At 69.5% G+C, this 17,826-nt stretch carries 17 protein-coding genes; 8 read left to right on the top strand and 9 right to left on the bottom strand.

Going from position 1 to position 17,826, the window contains the following annotated elements; all coding sequences use genetic code 11:
• Positions 1-21 precede the first annotated feature (21 nt).
• Together ACFXB5_RS02745 and ACFXB5_RS02740 are read right to left on the bottom strand one after the other, a co-directional pair.
• A complete protein-coding gene (locus ACFXB5_RS02745; RefSeq protein WP_385201713.1) occupies positions 22-1,143 on the bottom strand; it encodes a 50S ribosomal protein L11 methyltransferase in 1,122 nt (373 codons plus the stop codon).
• Between the two features lie 353 nt (positions 1,144-1,496).
• Positions 1,497-1,814: an alpha/beta fold hydrolase gene (locus ACFXB5_RS02740; protein WP_385201712.1), complete on the bottom strand. Its 318-nt coding sequence runs from the start codon at positions 1,812-1,814 to the stop codon at positions 1,497-1,499.
• A gap of 102 nt (positions 1,815-1,916) precedes the next feature.
• Here ACFXB5_RS02740 and ACFXB5_RS02735 point away from each other — a divergent pair, with 102 nt between their 5' ends.
• Positions 1,917-3,794: a LamG-like jellyroll fold domain-containing protein gene (locus ACFXB5_RS02735; RefSeq protein WP_385201710.1), complete on the top strand. Its 1,878-nt coding sequence runs from the start codon at positions 1,917-1,919 to the stop codon at positions 3,792-3,794.
• 235 nt (positions 3,795-4,029) lie between these two features.
• A complete protein-coding gene (locus ACFXB5_RS02730) occupies positions 4,030-5,154 on the top strand; it encodes an alpha/beta fold hydrolase (protein WP_385201708.1) in 1,125 nt (374 codons plus the stop codon).
• A 74-nt stretch (positions 5,155-5,228) separates the two neighbouring features.
• Here the strand turns inward: ACFXB5_RS02730 and ACFXB5_RS02725 are convergent, their stop codons facing one another.
• Both ACFXB5_RS02725 and ACFXB5_RS02720 read right to left on the bottom strand, forming a co-directional pair.
• Positions 5,229-5,441, bottom strand: coding sequence for a DUF397 domain-containing protein (locus ACFXB5_RS02725; RefSeq protein ID WP_385201707.1), 213 nt, complete (start codon positions 5,439-5,441; stop codon positions 5,229-5,231).
• A 1-nt stretch (position 5,442) separates the two neighbouring features.
• The gene (locus ACFXB5_RS02720; RefSeq protein ID WP_385201705.1) at positions 5,443-6,273 is read right to left on the bottom strand and encodes a helix-turn-helix domain-containing protein; all 831 of its coding nucleotides are present in this window, start codon (positions 6,271-6,273) and stop codon (positions 5,443-5,445) included.
• Positions 6,274-6,528: 255 nt separating this feature from the next.
• On the opposite strand from ACFXB5_RS02720, the gene ACFXB5_RS02715 reads away from it, so the two are divergent.
• Positions 6,529-6,840: a hypothetical protein gene (locus ACFXB5_RS02715; protein ID WP_385201703.1), complete on the top strand. Its 312-nt coding sequence runs from the start codon at positions 6,529-6,531 to the stop codon at positions 6,838-6,840.
• Between the two features lie 7 nt (positions 6,841-6,847).
• Positions 6,848-7,954 carry an NAD(P)-binding domain-containing protein gene (locus ACFXB5_RS02710; RefSeq protein ID WP_385201702.1) on the top strand — a complete coding sequence of 369 codons (1,107 nt, stop codon included), beginning with the start codon at positions 6,848-6,850 and terminating at the stop codon, positions 7,952-7,954.
• On the opposite strand, the gene ACFXB5_RS02705 is transcribed toward ACFXB5_RS02710, so the two are convergent.
• Complete coding sequence (locus tag ACFXB5_RS02705; protein WP_385201700.1) at positions 7,925-9,007, bottom strand: LacI family DNA-binding transcriptional regulator; 1,083 nt, start codon at positions 9,005-9,007, stop codon at positions 7,925-7,927. The two genes, ACFXB5_RS02710 and ACFXB5_RS02705, sit on opposite strands and share 30 nt — an antisense overlap.
• A 216-nt stretch (positions 9,008-9,223) precedes the next feature.
• Here ACFXB5_RS02705 and ACFXB5_RS02700 point away from each other — a divergent pair, with 216 nt between their 5' ends.
• Both ACFXB5_RS02700 and ACFXB5_RS02695 read left to right on the top strand, forming a co-directional pair.
• Positions 9,224-10,660 carry a sugar porter family MFS transporter gene (locus ACFXB5_RS02700; protein ID WP_385201698.1) on the top strand — a complete coding sequence of 479 codons (1,437 nt, stop codon included), beginning with the start codon at positions 9,224-9,226 and terminating at the stop codon, positions 10,658-10,660.
• 42 nt (positions 10,661-10,702) lie between these two features.
• Positions 10,703-11,053, top strand: coding sequence for a universal stress protein (locus tag ACFXB5_RS02695; RefSeq protein WP_385201696.1), 351 nt, complete (start codon positions 10,703-10,705; stop codon positions 11,051-11,053).
• A 125-nt stretch (positions 11,054-11,178) separates the two neighbouring features.
• Here ACFXB5_RS02695 and ACFXB5_RS02690 read toward each other — a convergent pair whose 3' ends face one another.
• Positions 11,179-12,090, bottom strand: coding sequence for a LysR family transcriptional regulator (locus tag ACFXB5_RS02690; protein WP_385201695.1), 912 nt, complete (start codon positions 12,088-12,090; stop codon positions 11,179-11,181).
• Between the two features lie 193 nt (positions 12,091-12,283).
• Here ACFXB5_RS02690 and ACFXB5_RS02685 point away from each other — a divergent pair, with 193 nt between their 5' ends.
• Positions 12,284-12,916, top strand: a complete 633-nt coding sequence (locus ACFXB5_RS02685) for an NADPH-dependent F420 reductase (protein WP_385201693.1) — start codon at positions 12,284-12,286, stop codon at positions 12,914-12,916.
• A 95-nt stretch (positions 12,917-13,011) separates the two neighbouring features.
• Complete coding sequence (locus ACFXB5_RS02680) at positions 13,012-13,947, top strand: SDR family oxidoreductase (protein ID WP_385201691.1); 936 nt, start codon at positions 13,012-13,014, stop codon at positions 13,945-13,947.
• A 40-nt stretch (positions 13,948-13,987) separates the two neighbouring features.
• Here the strand turns inward: ACFXB5_RS02680 and ACFXB5_RS02675 are convergent, their stop codons facing one another.
• The 3 genes from ACFXB5_RS02675 to ACFXB5_RS02665 all read right to left on the bottom strand — a co-directional run bounded on the left by ACFXB5_RS02675 (position 13,988) and on the right by ACFXB5_RS02665 (position 17,592).
• Complete coding sequence (locus ACFXB5_RS02675) at positions 13,988-15,010, bottom strand: LacI family DNA-binding transcriptional regulator (RefSeq protein WP_385201761.1); 1,023 nt, start codon at positions 15,008-15,010, stop codon at positions 13,988-13,990.
• Positions 15,011-15,124: 114 nt separating this feature from the next.
• A complete protein-coding gene (locus tag ACFXB5_RS02670) occupies positions 15,125-16,150 on the bottom strand; it encodes a LacI family DNA-binding transcriptional regulator (protein WP_385201689.1) in 1,026 nt (341 codons plus the stop codon).
• Between the two features lie 2 nt (positions 16,151-16,152).
• Positions 16,153-17,592 carry a BNR repeat-containing protein gene (locus ACFXB5_RS02665; protein ID WP_385201688.1) on the bottom strand — a complete coding sequence of 480 codons (1,440 nt, stop codon included), beginning with the start codon at positions 17,590-17,592 and terminating at the stop codon, positions 16,153-16,155.
• Positions 17,593-17,826: the final 234 nt, after the last annotated feature.

Raw genomic sequence — 17,826 nt, 5'->3', positions numbered from 1 at the left:
GATGGCGTGGTATCGGTGCCCTCAGGGCCCGGGGAACAGCGAGCGGTAGAAGGGCGTCGCGCGCAAGCCGTCCCCGTGGTGGGTCGAGCTCCAGCTCAGTGGCACCGCCGGGCCGTCGGCCCGGTGCAGCTCGCCGGTGAGCGCGTAGTCGGGGTGTACGCCGTCGTCACTCAGCGTCGTGGTGAAGTCGAACTCGAACCGGTCGCCCGGCCGCACCGGCAGGCCCTTCTCCGACAGCGGCGCGTAGACCGGGGTCCAACTGCTCGACTGCACCAGCGAATCGATGGGCTCGTCGTCCTCGGCCACCCACAGGCGCATGCCCAGTGCGAGCCCGGAGAAGTTGCCCTCTCCGGTGAACGTCAGCTCGGCGCCGTCGACGCCCTCCGGGTCCAGGTCGCCGTTGAACTCCAGCGGCTCCACCTCGGCCGGGCCCGACAGATACGACCGCTCCCGCACCTTCGGATTGTCCTGCACCCCCTCCAGAACCACCCGCAGATCGAAGGGGCGGCCCACCGCGGCGAACACCTCCTCCACATAGCGGAAGACCATGGCCGGAAAGCCGAGCGGTTGACCGAGCGACGCGCCATCCAAGTCCAGGGCGACGGCCGTGGTGGCACTGCGGTGCGGGATGAACACCCCGTCGGGCTTCACCAGCCGCTTCCGCGCGTCCCTTAACACCGAGCCCGCACCCTCCGAGCCGCCGAGCGTGCCGATGATCTCCGAGATACACATCTCGACGGGCTCGGGCAGCTCGATCTCGGTGGACAGCCCCTCCACCACCGTGATCCGGTCGGCGAAACCGGCCCGCTCGATGTTCGCCCGGGCGATCCGCGCGGACTTGGGGATGACCTCCACCGCCCACACATGCCGCGCTCCGGCGCGGGCGGCGGCCAGCGCCCACACCGCGTCCTGCCCCGTGCCGATGTCGACCACCGTCCGGCCGGGGGCATAGCGCCGGACCGCCTCGGCGTAGGCGCCCATCCGACGCTCGTCCTTGATCATCGCCTCGTACGCGGCCTCGTCGTACACCGGATATTCGCCGACCGAGGGGAACAGGAACACCGGGCTCGACTCGAAATCGCACGCCCGCACCGGCACCTTGCGACCCGGTGCGGCTATCTCAGCGGTGTAGGAACGCTGCATATTCAACCTTTCTTCGGGCGGCTTTCGATACCAGCATGCCAGGCCGGAAAACCTGGAATTCCCTAGGAATGGTATGCACCATGGGTGAATAAAGTCGGAATATAGCAGAGTTAAAGTGACGACAAAGCCCACCATGTGGGGCGCGATCAACACCCCATGCCACCGCCGCCCCATCACCATGAGGCGACTCCCGTGAGGCGTACACACCCCCCACGGATACTTGGCATGCCCACGATCTCACGGGGGGTTGCTTGCGGAAGTAAGTTCGGCTGAATTTCGCGGATAGAACCGCTGGATCCCACGCGGGACCGTCTAAAAATAGCCGTCACTAATATTCTTAGCGCGGCAAGCTCTTAACGGGAACCGGTGGCCGGGGCGTGGAGGAAGGCGGCGAGGAAGGCGGTGACCGCGTCGCGGCAGGCGGCGGGACGGTCGGCGTCGATGACGTGTCCGGCCTCCTCGATGGTGCGCAGGGTGGCATTCGGGAAGGTGGCTGGATACTCCCGTGCGATGGCCGGATCCCGACCGCGTCCACGCTGCCGTGTTCGCCTTCGACCACGGCCCGCTCCGCCCCGGGGGGCCGACGCCGGGCGGGTGACACCAGCGGCGCTGCCCGCCAAGTCGGCCCTGCCGTCCGCCTGTTCCGCCCGTTCCGCCCGTTCCGCCCTCAACGGATCAGGTGCCGTTCATCTGGCCGCCCCCGCGTGGTCACGGGCCTTGACCACAGTGCGGGCCGGGGTCACCGATTCTTCACATGACGCGCGGGAGAGCGAATGGACGCGGCGGAGCGCAACCACCTGGGCAGACGGACACTTTTGCGGGCCACCGCCGTGATACCGGCCGCGGGCACGGTGGCCGTCGCGTCGGGGACGACACCCGGTCACGCCGCCGCCCCGAAAGCGGACGGCCACCGGTACGACTCCGCGTCACCGCGGTTCAGCCTCGCGATCCTGCCGGACACGCAGTACCTCTTCGACGCCGACAGCTCCGACCCGGAACCGCTCCGGGCGACCTTCCGGTACCTGGTGTCCCAGCGCGAGGACGCCAACATCGCCTTCATGGCGCACCTGGGCGATGTCACGGAGCACGGTTCGCGGGAGGAGATCTCGCTGGCCGCCACGACGTTCGGGACCATCCACGGCAAGGTTCCCTACAGCGTGCTCGCCGGCAACCACGACATCGACTCCGGGACCGACGACCAGCGCGGCGACAGCGCCTATCTCAACGCCTTCGGCCCTCGGCGGTTCTCCTCCATGCCCACCTTCGGCGGCGCCTCGGCCGACGGCTACAACAGCTACCACGTGCTGCGCGCGGGCGGCCGGGAGTGGCTGGTCCTCGCGCTCGACTGGCGAGTCTCCGCCTCCGGGCTGGGATGGGCGCAGAAGGTGCTCGACGCGCACCCCACCCTGCCCGCGATCCTCACCACCCACGACCTGGCATGGGCCGACGACGACGGCGCCGCACAGCTCTCGGACAACGGCCGCCGGCTGTGGGACGGCCTCATCCGCGGCAACGACCAGATCTTCCTCGCGCTGGGCGGACACTACTGGCCCCCGGGGCGCACCGTCCTGACCAACGACGCGGGTCACGACGTCCACATCCACATCACCAACTACCAGGACCGGTACTACGGCGGCGCCGGGATGATCCGCCTCTACGCCTTCGACCTCGTCCGCGACGTGATCGACGTGGAGACCTTCTCGCCCTGGTTCCTCAGCCGCGATCCGGAGAAGCGCACACCCCTGGAGGCGGAGACCATCGAGCTGACCGGGCCCGCCGACCGGTTCAGCCTGAGCGTCGGCTTCGAGCGGCGCTTCTCCGGCTTCGCACCGGTCGTGCCGCGCAAGCCGCGCCCGGCGTCCGCGGTGATGCCGCGCGGCACCCTCGCGTACTGGTGCTTCGACGCCTCGGGAACCGCTCCCCGTGCGACGGGCGCGGACACACCCGTCGGTACGGACACGGTGATCCGCGATCTGTCCGGCCACGGCAACGACCTCCGGGTGACACGGCTGCACAACAGCAAGCCCGAGATCCTGACGTGGTCCGGCGAACACCACGGCGACCAGCCGGCCCATGCCAGCCTGCGCTTCGACGGCGGCATGGCGCCCGGCCGCGGCGCGGTCCTGACCACCTCCGCCACGGCGCCGCTGAACTCCGAGAAGTTCACGAGTGGCTACACCATCGAGACGTTTCTCAAGCTCCCGGACCCCTTCGAGGGCGACCACGCCTGGATGGGCATCCTCAGCTGGGAGGGCCGCAACGGCGACGCGGGGAAGACCACCGGCTGGTCGCCCGACGAGCCGACGTGCAGCCTCAATGTGACCCCCGAACGCTTCCTCCAGTTCGTGGTCTACCCGCAGGTGCAGGACGCCGATCCCACCTCCTGGAGCCACGCCCTGCCGGTGGGCCGGTGGACCCATGTCGCGGTCGTCAACGACGGCCACCGCACCGTGGTGTACGTCGACGGCTCGAAGATCGCCCGCAATCCGAGCCAGCCGTCGACGGGGATCGCGACCCTCGGCAAGCCCTTCGTGATCGGTGGCACCCAGTTCGAGGAGAAGTTCGGCCAGGGCTTCTACGGCTGGATCGGCGACACCCGCATCGTCAAACGAGCCCTGCGGCCGGGGGACTTCATGACCTCCCCCGCCTAGGGGGTGTCCGGCGGGTCTTGGTGCCTGCGGCGGGCCGCTTTCCCCTCCTCGCCCCTTCCCACCCCCTGACGATATGCGGCTCCGCCGCGTGGGGGCTCCGCCCCAGACCCCAGGTCCAGGGGCGAAGTCCCTGCCACGCGGCGGGTACCCCGTAGTGTCTTCCGGGTCGGAGGGGGTAGGTGGCGTTTGTTCCATCCGATCAACGCCGCCCTCCCCCCTACGGCCAGGAGAACACGTGCCCAGAGCGCTCGTCACCGGGATCGCCGCCACCGCCGTCGCCACCGTCCTGCTCACCGGCTCCGGCGCCGTGAGCTCCACCGCCACGGCCACCGCGCCACGCGAGCCACGCGCCACCGATGTCCACCGGGTCCACATCCAGGACGACTTCGACTCGCTCGGCCCCGAGGTCCGGCCGATGAAACTGGACTCGGGGCGCACCGCCCACTACATCGACGAGGGGCCCCGGGACGGAAAGCCGGTGCTCTACATGGGCGGCACCGGCACCAGCGCGCGAGTGGCCCATATGACGGACTTCCTGCGCAGCACCCGGGAGTCCCTCGGGCTGCGGCTGATATCGGTCGAGCGCAACGGCTTCGGGGACACCGAGTTCGACAAGAGCCTGGGGAAGGCGGACTTCGCCAAGGACGCGCTCCAGGTGCTGGACCGTATCGGGGTGCGCAAGGTCAGTGTGATCGCCATCTCCGGCGGCGGTCCCTACGCCGCCGAGCTGGCGTCCCTGGCCCCGGACCGCATTCAGTCACTGCACCTGGCCGCCGCCCTGCCGCCGTACGGCGCGAAGCGTCCGTACTGCTCGATGTCCGACGAGGAGCTGGGCAAGTCCCTGGAGAAGCAGATCGCCGACCCCCGGGTCTGGTGGGCGCTCCCGGACGACAGCCCGACCAAGCGCATCCCCGGCTTCGCCGACACCGCCTTCGAGGACGGCGCCCGCACCTACAACCAGCGCGGGCAGAAGGCCGACCCCGCAGCTCAGGTGCATGAGCAGAAGCTCTACTGCCAGCGGCCCGGCCCCGATCTGTCGAAGCTGACGGCCCCCGTCACCATCTACAGCGGGAAGAAGGACACGACCGTGCCGCCCAGCACGATCGACACCTGGAAGCAGCACCTGCCCGGCAATCCGGCCGTGCGCAGCTATGCCGACACGGGACACGATGTGCAGTACCGGCACTGGGACCAGATCCTCGTCGACCTCGCCGGACACACGGACCGCACGGTCATCTGCTACCGGGGCCACAGCACGATGCCCCCTGCCCGGATCGCCGACCCGCTGGTCGAGAAGGGCCGGGCCACGCTGGGCAGTTGCGCCTGGCAGAAGTCCGGTGGGGACGGCCCCGTCGACTGAGGCGGGAGCCCGATACACGTCACGGCCGCCGCGCCCAGAACAGGGCGTGGCCGCTGTCACCGTCCCCAGCGCCGTCAGACCTTGCGCACTGCGGCGACGAACTCCGCCCACGCCCTGGCGGGGACGACCAGGGCCGGGCCGTTCTTGTCCTTGGAGTCGCGGATGCCGACCTGGGCGGTGTGGGACAGGTGGGCGATCTCGACGCAGCCAGTGCCGTTCGCCTCGCTGTAGGAGGATTTGAACCAGGCGTCTTCGGGTGCGACGTTGGTTGCTATGCCGTGGGTCATGTCAGATCTCCCGTGCTAGTCGTTGCAGGAACGCCGGTGTCTCGCCGGGAGCGAGAGCGGCAGCCCGCAGGTTCTCGAACCTGCGGGAGAAGGACCAGATCGTCGTTTGCTTGTCGCTGATGTCGGATCCATCAGCGACGTCAGATTGCACAACCGTCGGCAATGGGGTGCCGAACTCCCACAGGTTGAAGTTCGTGTGCGGCCGATACGCGGGTGTGGCCATCGGAAGGATCTGCACCGTCACGTTGTCGAGCCCCAGCAGGGTCTCGATCTCCTCGTACTGCTCGCACATCACGTCCGGGTTCCCGACCACCCGGCGCAGCGAGGCTTCGTCCTGGATGACCCAGAGCTCCATGGGGTTATCCCTGCGCCGCAGGGCCTTCTTGCGTTCCATCCGGATCTGGATGTGCCGCTCGACAAACTCGGTCGTGGTCTCCTCGATGGACTTCGCCGCCTGAAACAACTCACGGGCGTATCGCTCGGTCTGCAACAAACCGAAGACCACGTTCGGCTGCCACGTCCGGCTGGTGCGTGCTCCGCTCTCCAGACCGATGTACATCCCCATGCCCGACGGCAGCACACTGCGATAGATGGACCACCAGCCCCGGTTGAGGGAGTCGCGGTGGACCTGCATGAGGAAGTCCACGTCTTCCTCGTCCTCGACTCCGTAGCGGTCCAGCAAAGTTCGCAGCTCCGCAGTGGTCTTGAGACCGGTCAGGCCGTTCTCCACGCGGTGGAGCTTCGAGGGGGAGAACGTCAACCCGTCCACCGCCTCCGCGAGAGTGAATCCGGCCTTGTCCCGCAACCGCTTGAGCTCCCAGCCGAGTTGCATGCGACGGACCGTGGGTCCTGTTGGTGCTGCCACGAGTATGCCTCCCGGTGGGTTGAGCCTGCCATGCCGTGGTGCGAGTTCCGAGTCTGGCACCGGAAACCCACTTTGTTCTGACAACAGCCCACTCGGTCACATATGCCATCTCAAGCGAGAAATTCAATCGCTCTTGCACAGCAACTCTTTCGACCATGAAGCTGTTTCCGCCACCGCCCCATCACTCGCGGTAGCCGAACCTCGGAACGCCATGGAGCCCTCATGCCTTCATCCCGCCCCCGTCTGCTGCCCTGGCCCGGACAGAACGGGCAGCCCTGCTTCCTCGTCACCGACGACACCGGCACCAGCTACCTCTCCCGGCTGGCCGACGAGATGGAAGCCGTACAGCTTCGCACCGGAGTCGACCTCCTTGGACACGCTCGACCACTGCTCCGGGACCACCGGGCCAGCGCCCGTGAGCTCCGCTTCGTGGGGCATCGGCTCGCCGAGGCGCTGCATGACGCGCTGCGGGTGGCGGAGAGCCGGGGGCGGCGGCTGGAGGACGGGGAAGAGACCGCGACCGAGCAGAGTTAGTAGAAGCATGAACAACAGCGTGGACGTCGTGGTCATCGGTGCCGGGCAGGCGGGGGTGTCCGCCGCCTACCACCTGCGGCGGGCCGGGTACGAGCCCGGTACCGGCTTCGTGGTGCTCGACCACGCGCCCGCGCCCGGCGGGGCGTGGCAGTCCCGGTGGCCGTCGCTGACGTACGGCAAGGTGCATGGCATGTACGACCTGCCCGGTATGCGGCTGACCAGCGACGACGCGGATCCCGAGCGGCCCTCGTCCGAGGTGATCCCGGCCTACTTCACACGCTACGAGCGCGCCTTCGATCTACGGGTCGTCCGGCCGGTGCACGTCGATGCCGTACGGGACGGGGACGACGGCCGGCTGCTGGTCGAGACCTCGGCCGGGACCTGGGCCGCGCGGGCGCTGATCAACGCGACCGGGACCTGGGACCGGCCGTTCTGGCCCCGCTACCCCGGGCAGGAGACCTTCCGGGGGCGACAGCTGCACACCGCGCAGTACCCGGGGCCCGAGGCGTTCGCCGGGCAGCGGGTGATCGTCGTCGGGGGCGGCGCCTCCGGGGTGCAGCATCTGCTGGAGATCGCCGAGGTGGCGGCCGAGACCACCTGGGTGACCCGGCGCCCGCCGGTGTTCCGCGAGGGGCCGTTCGGCGAGGTGCAGGGGCGGGCGGCGGTGGCGCTGGTCGAGGAGCGGGTACGGCGGGGACTGCCACCGCAGAGCGTGGTGTCCGTGACCGGGCTGCCCCTGACGGAGCCGATGCTGCGCGCCCGGGAGAAGGGCGTCCTCGACCGGCTGCCGATGTTCGAGCGGATCACCCCGGACGGGGTGGCCTGGGCGGATGGGCGCCATGTCGAGGCGGACACGATCCTCTGGGCCACCGGCTTCCGCGCCGCGATCGACCATCTCGCCCCGCTGCGGCTGCGTGAGCGGGGTGGTGGGATCGCCGTCGAGGGGACCCGGGCGGTCCGCGATCCGCGAGTGCATCTGGTCGGCTACGGGCCGTCGGCCAGTACGGTCGGCGCCAACCGGGCGGGCCGGGCGGCCGTACGGGAGATCCAGGCGCTGCTGGGTGCCCCTTACGACACCCAGTGGTCACCGGAGAAGGTCGCCGTCGGGCGTTGACGGGGTGCGGGCCGGGCCGGTGGATCCCCGGACCACGAGGGTGGGGTCGAGGACGATGTCCCGGTCGGCGGTGCGCCCCTCGTCGAGTCGTTCGGCGGCTGCCCGGACGGCGGCTTCGGCCGCCTCGGCGGCATCCTGGCGTACGGAAGTGAGGTCGATGAAGGACAGCCGGGCGAGTTGGCTGTCGTCGTAGCCGACGACGGACACGTCATCGGGGACGCTGACGCCCGCGCGCAGCAACGTGCCGAGCAGACCGTGCGCACAGCGGTCGTTCCCGGCGATGACGGCCGTGGGCAACTCGGGTCGCGCGAGCAGGTCCCGGGCCACCCGGGCGCCGGATTCCTCGGTGTAGTCGCCGGGGTGGACCTGGATGTGATCGGCGAGCCCGTGGCGGCGCATGGCGGCGCGGTATCCGCGTCGTCTCTCCTCGGCGGCGGGCATGCCGCCGCCGTCGATGTGCGCGATGGCGCGGTGCCCTTGTGCGACGAGGTGGTCGACGGCCTGGCGCATCCCGTTTCGCTCGGCGGTCCGGACGACGTCCGTACCGGCGGCTCGTGTCAGCGGGTTGATCTCCACGATGGAGGGCCGGCCGACGTCCGTGGCCAGGTGGTGCCGCTCGAACGTCGTGCCGATGGTGATGATGGCTTCGCAGCGCAGTCCGAGCAGTTCGTCCATCGCCTGACGCTCGTCGCGGGTTTCGACCATGGCGTTCAGCACGAGGGTGTAGCCGTGCTTCCGGGCGGCGGGGTACAGGGCCTCGACGATGCCCACGTCATGCGGCTGGCGCATGGTGAACAACACGCCCAACTGGCGGCTCCGCGCGCGGCGCAGAAGCTGGGCGGCGGTGTCGGGACGGTAGCCGAGTTCCTCGGCCGCCTGGAACACCCGCCGACGCGTCTCGGCGCTCGCACCCGGCTGGTTGCGGAACACCAGTGACACCAGGGCCTGCGAGACGCCGACGCGCGCGGCGACGTCGGACATGGTCGGCCGTTTGAGGCGTCCCGCCGAGGTTCCCGGCCCGCCCGAGGGGCCGGTGCCCCCTGGATCCCCCATCCCTGCCTCCTCGCGCTTCATGTCTTGACATGCATCACACGCCGCCCTCATAGTACGTGGCACTTGTACGTACTAGTTGTACTGACAAAAGGACAAAGTCTCTCCGCAGCCGCACGATCGTGGCTGGCTGGGCGGCCACTCACCCGACATCGGGAAACAACCGCACGTGTCGGGGCGCCACCAACCTTCCGCTGCCTCCACGAGGAGCCAACGACGATGAACACCCGACTCGGCCCCAAGCACTCGGGCATCGCACCCCAAGAACCCGAACTACCGCCGGACACCAAAGGCCCCCATTCACGACGGCTCGGCCTGGTCGCCGTCATCGTGACCTTCGGCGGGCTGCTGTTCGGCTACGACACCGGCGTCATCAACGGTGCCCTCGATCCCCTCACCGCCGACCTCGGTCTGACCGCCCTCACCGAGGGAATCGTCGTCAGCATCCTCATCTTCGGTGCCGCCTTCGGCGCCATGATCGGCGGAGCGCTGTCCGACCGGCACGGCCGCCGCCACAACATCCTGCTGTTGGCCGTGGTGTTCATGGTCGGCACCCTGGGCTGCGTCCTGTCACCGAGCTGGCAGGTGCTCGCCCTCTTCCGCTTCATCCTCGGCCTGGCCGTGGGCGGGGCCTCGGCGACGGTTCCGGTCTACCTGGCCGAGATCGCCCCGTCCGAACGCCGCGGCTCCATCGTCACCCGCAACGAGGTGATGATCGTGACCGGCCAGTTCGCCGCGTTCGTCATCAACGCGATCATCTTCAACATATGGGGAGAGGTCGACGGGATCTGGCGGCTCATGCTCCTTGTCGCCGTCCTTCCGGCGATCGGGCTGTTCATCGGCATGCTGCGGCTGCCGGAGAGCCCGCGCTGGCTGGTCTCCCAGGGCCGTGACGAAGCGGCGCTCGCGGTGCTGTCCCAGGTCCGCACCGCCGAGCGGGCCCAGGCCGAGATGGCCGAGGTCCATCGCCTCGCCGAGGAGGAGCGGGTCGCCAAGACCGCGGGCAGGGTGGATCTCGGGGTGCGATGGGTGCGTGTGCTCATCCTGATCGGGGCGGGTCTCGGATTCTGCCAGCAGTTCACCGGCATCAACTCCGTCATGTACTACGGTACGCAGCTGCTCGGCGACGCCGGGTTCTCGGGCGACTCCGCCATCATCGCGAACACCCTCAACGGCGCCTTCAGCGTCATCGGCATCACGATGGGCCTGCTGGTCATCAACAAGCTCAGCCGACGCACCATGCTGCTCGGTGGGTTCGCCCTGACCACGACGTTCCATCTGCTCGTCGGTCTCTCCGCGCTGCTGATGCCCGAGGGCGGCGCCAAGGCCTGGTTCATTCTCGTGTTCGTCGTGCTCTTCGTCTTCTCCATGCAGGCCACCATCGGTCCGCTGGTCTGGCTCATCCTCTCCGAGATGTTCCCCCTGAAGATCCGCAGCCTGGCCATCGGTATCAGCATCTTCGTGCTGTGGATGGCGAACGCCCTGGTCGCCCTCGGCTTCCCGCCCGTCGTGGAGGCCATGGGCATCTCGAACACCTTCTTCGCCTTCGCGGCCTTCGGTGTGCTGGCCATCGTCTTCATCGCGACCTGCGTCCCCGAGACCAAGGACCGCTCACTGGAAGAGCTGGAGGACGACTTCCGTGCCCGCTACTCCTGACCCGATCCACTCCGGCAGAAGGGCTCCCACACCATGACCGTCATGACCGCCATCGCCGAGGGCCGCGAGGGAGACCACGCGCTGACCGCGGGAATCGCCGAGGCCCGACTGCTGGGCACCGATCTGGTACTGGTCAATCTGCGTCTGTCGGCGCTGGACCGTTCCGGGGTGCCCGAGGACCTGAAGATCACGACCGTCGAGCGCAGCGGCCCCGGTGACCGCGACCCCGTCGACGCCGTCCTGGACGAGATCGAGGCCCGGCCCGACATCGACCGGCTGGTCATCGGCCTCCGCCGACGCTCGCCGGTGGGCAAGGCCCTGCTGGGCAGCGTGAGCCAGCGGCTGCTGCTGGAGAGTCCCGTCCCCGTCGTCGCGGTCAAGCCCCCGGTCTGACCGGGCCCCATGCGTCGGGAAGGGCCCCGGCCCGGTGCCGGGGCCCTTCCCGATGGGTGTAGCTCCGTTTGAGTCGCGCACCACCGCGCGCCCTCTGTTGGCGCTGCTGTTGTCAGCCGAGCCGCTCAATCGTGCTTTGAAACGGCATCGCCTCCAAGCTTCCACATTTCATAGTTCCCACATTCTGCCGTGATCTCGGCCGCCGCCTGAGCCGCGGAGAAGAAGTCCTCGACCACCGGCGAGGTGTGCGATGCCGCCACCGCGAGGCACACCTGGTCGGACGCCAGATCCGGGACGGGCACGTAACTGATGTCCGGATGTGAGTAGAACACCGTCGCCGAACGGGCCAGGAACGAGATGCCCCGGCCGGCCGCGACATGCTCGAGCGTCTCGTCCACCCCGCGCACCAGGTACCCGGCGTTGGGGTGCGGCCGCCTGGTGGGCTGCGTGCTCGTGTCCATATGCCAGACCAGCGGCTCACCGGCCAGTTCGGCCTCGGTGATCTGCTCCCGGCCGGCCAACCGGTGGCCGACGGGCAGCACCGCCACCCGCGGCTCGGTGTACAGCGGGGCGACGCGTAGGCCGGCCTCGTCTATGGGCAGCCGCACATAGCCGACGTCGATGCGGCCGTCGAGCAGCATCGCGGCCTGGTCGTCCCATTCGATCCGCTGCACGTCCACCAGAACGTCTGGGTGCTGGGCGGCGAACAGCTGTACCGCTGGGGCAACCGCGATGCCCGCCCGGAAGCCGACCGTTATCCGCCGGCTGCCCCGCGCGGCCACGGTCACCCGGCGGCGGACCGCGTGCGCGGAGGCCAGCAGCGGACCGGCGTCGGTCAGCAACTGCCTGCCGGCGTCGGTCAGCACCACGCCATGGCTATCCCTTGTCAGCAGCGAGGTGCCGAGATCCTGTTCCAGCGCGCGGATCTGCCGACTGAGCACCGGCTGCGCGATGTGCAGCTCATCGGCGGCGCGGCCGAAGTGCAACGTACCGGCGACGGCGACGAAGTAGCGCAACTTGCGCAGGTCCAGATCCATGGAACCTTCCCGTCCGGCGATGCCTTCAGGGTATCACCACGACTGAAAGAGGTCTTGGACACTCCACTCAGGCCAATGTCATTCTTAATTAGGCACCTAATGGAGCCGGAGCGAATTCGGCATAAGAATTCGACATCGGGACTTGACAGCAGGACCCAAAACGAGAATTAACAATCAGAAAGCAGGGTCACCAATGAGCAGTATCAGCATTATCGGCCTGGGGAACATGGCCGGCGCCCTGGCCGACCGGGCGCTCGCCGGCGGCAACGCCGTCGAGATTATCGGCCGCGACTCAGCCAAGGCCAAGGAACTGGCCGCCGCGCTCGGCGGCGCCACTGTCGGGACGGCCGGCGCCGCCCCGGCCGGGGACATCGTTATCCTCGCGGTGCCGTACGCCAGCGCGGCGGCAGTGGTGAGCGAGTACGGGGACGCACTACACGGCAAGGTCATCATCGACATCACCAACCCCGTCTCCCCCGATTTCAAGGGCTTTGTCACCCCCGACGGCAGTTCCGGCGCGCAGGAGATCGCCAAGGCCGCCCCCGCCGGCACGCATGTCGTCAAGGCGTTCAACACCCTGTTCTCCCATGTTCTGGCGGCCGGCCCAGTCGAGGGTCGCCCATTGGACGTGTTCATCGCCGGCGACGACGAGCAGGCAAAGGCACGCGTGTCAGCGTTTATCGAGAGCCTGGGACTGCGCCCGATGGACACCGGGCAGCTGCCAATGGCGCGGGCACTGGAGAACGTCGCCCTGTTGCAGCTGGGCCTCGTCGCCCACTCCGTCAAGCACACCAATTTCTTCCTCGGCGTCAGCATTCTCAGCTGAGCACACCCGCACCACCACTTCTCGCACCACATCACGCCAGTCGATCTACGGCACGAGAAGAACAGCCCCTCCATTTACCCTTACAAGGAAGTAGCATGCGCGTTTTCGTCACTGGCGGGACCGGCCATTCCGGTTCGTACATCATCCCCGAACTCATCGCCGCCGGGCACGAGGTCACCGGCCTGGCCCGGTCGGACACGGCCGCGGCGGCGGTGTCCGCACTCGGCGCGAAGGTGCGTCGCGGCGACCTCGAGGATCTCGACGGGCTCAAGGAGGCGGCCGCGGACTCCGACGGCGTCATCCACGTCGCGCACAGGCAAGATCTGCTTCCGTCCGGCGGGATCGACGCCGTGGCCGCCGCGGAGCTCCCGATCATGCTCGCGTACGGCGAGGCACTCGCGGGAACCGGAAAGCCGCTGGTCGCAGCGGGGAGCATAGGCTCGCCCGGGAACCTGGGCCGGCCGGCCACCGAGGAGGACCCGGCCCTTCCCGGCGGCGATGAGTACAAGGGCACCCTGCGGGTTCGTAACGTCGTGGAAACCGCCGTAGTCGGCCTCGCCGAGCGGGGAGTGCGGTCTTCGGTCGTGCGGATTGCCAACATCGCGCACAGCACGACCGACCGTGCCGGCTTCCTCCCCACGCTGATCGCGCTCGCGAAGGAGAAGGGGTTCGTCGGCTACCCCGGAGACGGCGCGAACCTGTGGAACGCCGTGCACGTCCGCGATCTCGCCTCCTTGTTCCGCTTGGCGCTGGAGAAGGGGCCGGCCGGCAAATATTGGCACGCGGTAGAGGACGGGGGCATCCCGTTCCGCGAGGTCGCCGAGGCCATTGGCAGCCGTCTGGACCTGCCGGCCGTGAGCGTTCCCGCGGACGTACTGATGGTGCCGGGATACTTTGGGTTCCTCGCGAACATAGTCACGCAGGACTACCCGGCGTCCAACCTCATCACCCGCCGGACCCTCGGCTGGGAACCCGCTCAGCCCAGCCTGCTCGCCGATTTGGACAACGGCCATTACTTCTCCGCCGGCTGACGGCAGTTCCGTGTGGGTGGCGTGGCCGTCATCGTCTGGGTCAGCCAGCGCCCGGTCTGGACGTGAACGTCGAGTCCCGCACCACCAGCTCCGGCTGCAGCACGATCCGCCGGTGCTGGTGGGCGGCGGCCTCATCGCCGGTCTCCTCGATCAGCAGCTCGGCCGCCGTACGCCCCATCCGGAACGCCGGCTGGCGCACCGACGTCAGCGGCACGGCGGCCGCCGCCGCGAACTCGATGTCGTCGTACCCCACCAGCGCCACCTCCCCCGGCACCGACACCCCGGCCGCGAAGAGGGCCTGGAGCACCCCCAGCGCCAGGAGGTCATTGGCGCAGAACACCGCCGTCGGCCGGGGGGAGATCCCCAGCAGCCGGGCGCCCGCGTCGCGGCCCGAGGCCACGTCGAGCCGCTCGGCCTCGATGTGCACCATCGCCTCCTCCGGCAGCCCCTCCTCCGCGAACGCGCCCCACAGCCCGGTGCGCCGGTCCTGGCACTGCGGGAGCAGCATCGGGCCGCTGACGTAGACCACGGAGCGGTGCCCCTGGGCGATCAGATGGCGCCCGGCGAGCGCACCGCCCTCGATGTCGTCGACCGACACCGAGCAGCCGTCGGCACTGGGCACCTCGCGGTCCACGAAGACGAACGGGATGTCGTGGCGCCGGAAGCTCTCCAGGTTGGCGCCGGTGACATCGGCCGGGGTGACGAGCACCCCGCGCACCCGGTGCTCGGCGAAGAGACTGAGGTAGTCGGCCTCCTCCTCGGGGCTCTGCGCGCTGTTGCACACCATCACCCCAAGACCCGCCTCTCGCGCCGCACGCTCCGCACCGCTCGCCACGTCCACGAAGAACGGGTTCGCCATGTCCAGCACCAGCAGCGAGATGATGCGGCTGCGCCCGGCGCGCAGCTGACGCGCCGACTCCTGGCGTACGTAGCCCAGGCGCTCGATCACGGCCTGCACCCGGTCGCGCGTGGCCTCGGCGACCATCTCGGGCCGGTTGATCACGTTCGAGACGGTACCGACCGACACTCCCGCCTGCCGCGCGACGTCCTTGATCCCCACCATGCGTCCCACGACCCGGGCCTCCGCCTTCCCGCGACCCACCGCGGTCGCGGGAACATGGTAGTGCGCTGTTCGACCGGTCGGGCCGGACCGGGCCGCCGCGGGCCCCGGCCCCGCTCAGCCCCGGGAGCGCACCAGGCTCGATCCGCGGACCACGAGCTCGGGCTGGAGGACGATCCGCTGGTGGCGGTGGTCCCCGGCCCGCTCCCCCGTCTCCTCGATCAGCAGCTCGGCCGCCGTACGCCCCATCCGGAACGCCGGCTGGCGCACCGACGTCAGCGGCACGGCGGCCGCCGCGGCGAACTCGATGTCGTCGTACCCCACCAGCGCCACCTCCCCCGGCACCGACACCCCGGCCCCGTACAGCGACTGCAGCACCCCCAGCGCCAGGAGGTCATTGGCGCAGAAGACCGCCGTCGGGCGCGGGGACATGCCCAGCAGCCGGGCCCCCGCGTCCCGGCCGCAGGTCACATCCAGCCGGTCCACCTCGACATGGCGCAGCGCGGACTCGCCGAGCCCCCGCTCGCGCAGGGCGCGCAGCGCGCCCTCGCGGCGGTCGCGGCACTGAGCCAGCCGCATCGGCCCGCTCACATAGGCGAGGGTGGGATGGCCGAGGCCCAGGAGGTGGCGGGCGGCGAGCTCGCCGCCAGTGACGTCGTCGACCGACACCGAACACCCCTCGGCGCTGGGCAGCACCCGGTCCACGAGGACGAAGGGGATGGTCCGGCGCCGGAAGGAGGCGAGATTGCGCCCGGTCATATCGGCCGGGGTCATCAGCACTCCACGCACCCGCTGTTCGGCGAAGAGCCCGAGGTAGTCGGCCTCCTCCTCCGGGCTCTGCGCGCTGTTGCACACCATCACCCCAAGACCCGCCTCCCGCGCCACACGCTCCGCGCCCCGCGCGACGTCCACGAAGAACGGGTTCGCCATGTCCAGCACCAGCAGCGCGATGATCCGGCTGTGGCCGGCCCGCAGCTGACGCGCCGACTCCTGGCGTACATAGCCCAGGCGCTCGATGGTGGACAGCACCCGGGCCCGGGTCTCCTCGGACACCGAGTCCGGGCGGTTGATGACGTTGGAGACCGTGCCGACCGAGACCCCGGCCTCGCGCGCCACCTCCTTGATGCCCACGCCTGGTGCCATCGTCAGGAGGGGAGGGTGAAGTCGATGACGCGGAGGGCGGAGGGTGTGGTGCCGCTGGATTTCCGCTGGTACATGAACGACAGCACACCGTCCTGGGCGAGCCGGGTGTCGTCCACGACGACCTCGCCGAAGGCGTTCAGCCCGCTGCCGTCGTAGAGGGTCTTCCAGTCCGTCCAGCCCGAGGACTTGGACGCGGCCACGATCCGGCCGTACGGCATCACGGCGTAGGCGTTGTCGTAAGCGTCGAAGACGAGGTGGCTGCGCTGGGTGGAGCCGGGGGCCACCGGGATCTCGGTCTTCTTCCAGGTGCCTGCCGTGTCCTTGAAGACGTGGAAGGTGCGGCCGTATCCAGTCCGGTCGGCCACATAGTCGGTGGTGCACTGCCCGAAGCGGCCGGGGACATAGCTGATCAGGGCGTGGGGTGCGCCGGCGGAGTCGGTGGCCTGGCTCTCCTGGTTCATCAGCGAGTGGTCCGGATTGAGGGGGTCGACGACCGTTCCGGCGTCGCCGACCGCCACCGTGTCGGAGCCACCGGTGGTGCCGACGACGGCGCCCGCCGCGGTGCGCCAGGTGCGGCCCCGGTCGGAGCTGTAGACATAGCCGGTGTCGTGGTTGGTGAGACCGCCGCTCGCGCACATCACCGCGTTGCTCTGCTCGCGCCAGGTGTAGAAGGCGTGCAGCCGGCCGTCGGGCCCGTAGTCGATGCCGTGCAGATACATGTTGCGGGCGGTGCTGGAGCCGTGCTCGCTGCTGTAGGTGCCGACGGCGGAGGACCACTCGCCGAGCGCCCGCCACTTGGTGCCGTCGTACTCGGCGAGCGCGTTGCGGCCGTTGCCGGAGACGCCGACGCGGTAGCTGAGCTGGAGTCGCCCCTCGGGGGTGGCGATGAACTGCGGGTAGGTGAACTGGGAGGTGAGGGCGAGGCCGTCGAGAGTGGTCTGGACGGCGCCGAACTGGCCGGTGGTCCAGGAGTGTCCGGCGGGGTCGTCCACCAGCCCGGCCGCCGACTTCACATAGAAGAAGCCGCTGCTGTGGGAGTCCATGTTCAGGTGCAGCCGGCCGTCGGTCCGCGAGATCCCCATGGAGATGACGTTGTGGGAGTCGTCGGCGGTGAGCCGGTGCGGCAGGGTGACGGTCTGCCAGCTCTGCTGGGTGAGGGCGCGGCGCCCGATGACCGCGCTGCGGTCGGCGGTGTACCAGGCGGCGTACTGATAGCCCTTGTAGGTGAGCAGCCCGTTCTTCTGGAAGGCGTTGTTGTTGACCAGGCCGTCGTACGACACGAAGTAGATTGCTTTCGCGTCGAGTTGGGTGTCGGCGGCCTGGTGCACGGCCGGGTCAGGAGCGGCGGCGGAACCCGCGCCTGTGCTCGGGTCCGCGCCCGCGCCCGGGGTCCCGGCGCCGAGCAGGGCGGTGGCCAGGACGGCGATGGCCAGTGGTCTCATGTCCGTTCCTTTCCTGGTGCGCTTGTGGGGGGGGCGGAGCGAGCTTCTGTCCCCACCCCGCCCCTTCCCGAACCATTGGCTTCGCCCCTGGACCCCGCGAATTCCGGGGGCACCCCGGCCCCCGGGGCCTGGACGAGGCCGGAGCGCCCCGAAGGGGCGGGGGGCGGTGGCGGTGTGGGGCTCCGCCGCGTGGGGGCGGCCGGGCCCCCCGCGGGGGGCGGGGGCGCGCCAACC

The organism is Streptomyces sp. NPDC059455 (assembly GCF_042750115.1).
Classification (GTDB): Bacteria; Actinomycetota; Actinomycetes; order Streptomycetales; family Streptomycetaceae; genus Streptomyces; species Streptomyces endocoffeicus.
The sequence above is the reverse complement of the archived record's forward strand: the minus strand, read 5'-3'. Positions and strand labels throughout refer to the sequence as shown.

What these genes read in the sequence shown, in the direction of transcription:
- ACFXB5_RS02705 (WP_385201700.1), bottom strand. Translation starts at nt 9,007, where the DNA reads ATGGGGGATCCAGGGGGCACCGGCCCCTCGGGCGGGCCGGGAACCTCG.
- ACFXB5_RS02715 (WP_385201703.1), top strand. Translation starts at nt 6,529, where the DNA reads ATGCCTTCATCCCGCCCCCGTCTGCTGCCCTGGCCCGGACAGAACGGG.
- ACFXB5_RS02700 (WP_385201698.1), top strand. Translation starts at nt 9,224, where the DNA reads ATGAACACCCGACTCGGCCCCAAGCACTCGGGCATCGCACCCCAAGAA.
- ACFXB5_RS02685 (WP_385201693.1), top strand. Translation starts at nt 12,284, where the DNA reads ATGAGCAGTATCAGCATTATCGGCCTGGGGAACATGGCCGGCGCCCTG.
- ACFXB5_RS02745 (WP_385201713.1), bottom strand. Translation starts at nt 1,143, where the DNA reads ATGCAGCGTTCCTACACCGCTGAGATAGCCGCACCGGGTCGCAAGGTG.
- ACFXB5_RS02665 (WP_385201688.1), bottom strand. Translation starts at nt 17,592, where the DNA reads ATGAGACCACTGGCCATCGCCGTCCTGGCCACCGCCCTGCTCGGCGCC.
- ACFXB5_RS02670 (WP_385201689.1), bottom strand. Translation starts at nt 16,150, where the DNA reads ATGGCACCAGGCGTGGGCATCAAGGAGGTGGCGCGCGAGGCCGGGGTC.
- ACFXB5_RS02710 (WP_385201702.1), top strand. Translation starts at nt 6,848, where the DNA reads ATGAACAACAGCGTGGACGTCGTGGTCATCGGTGCCGGGCAGGCGGGG.
- ACFXB5_RS02680 (WP_385201691.1), top strand. Translation starts at nt 13,012, where the DNA reads ATGCGCGTTTTCGTCACTGGCGGGACCGGCCATTCCGGTTCGTACATC.
- ACFXB5_RS02695 (WP_385201696.1), top strand. Translation starts at nt 10,703, where the DNA reads ATGACCGCCATCGCCGAGGGCCGCGAGGGAGACCACGCGCTGACCGCG.
- ACFXB5_RS02735 (WP_385201710.1), top strand. Translation starts at nt 1,917, where the DNA reads ATGGACGCGGCGGAGCGCAACCACCTGGGCAGACGGACACTTTTGCGG.
- ACFXB5_RS02725 (WP_385201707.1), bottom strand. Translation starts at nt 5,441, where the DNA reads ATGACCCACGGCATAGCAACCAACGTCGCACCCGAAGACGCCTGGTTC.
- ACFXB5_RS02690 (WP_385201695.1), bottom strand. Translation starts at nt 12,090, where the DNA reads ATGGATCTGGACCTGCGCAAGTTGCGCTACTTCGTCGCCGTCGCCGGT.
- ACFXB5_RS02675 (WP_385201761.1), bottom strand. Translation starts at nt 15,010, where the DNA reads ATGGTGGGGATCAAGGACGTCGCGCGGCAGGCGGGAGTGTCGGTCGGT.
- ACFXB5_RS02720 (WP_385201705.1), bottom strand. Translation starts at nt 6,273, where the DNA reads ATGCAACTCGGCTGGGAGCTCAAGCGGTTGCGGGACAAGGCCGGATTC.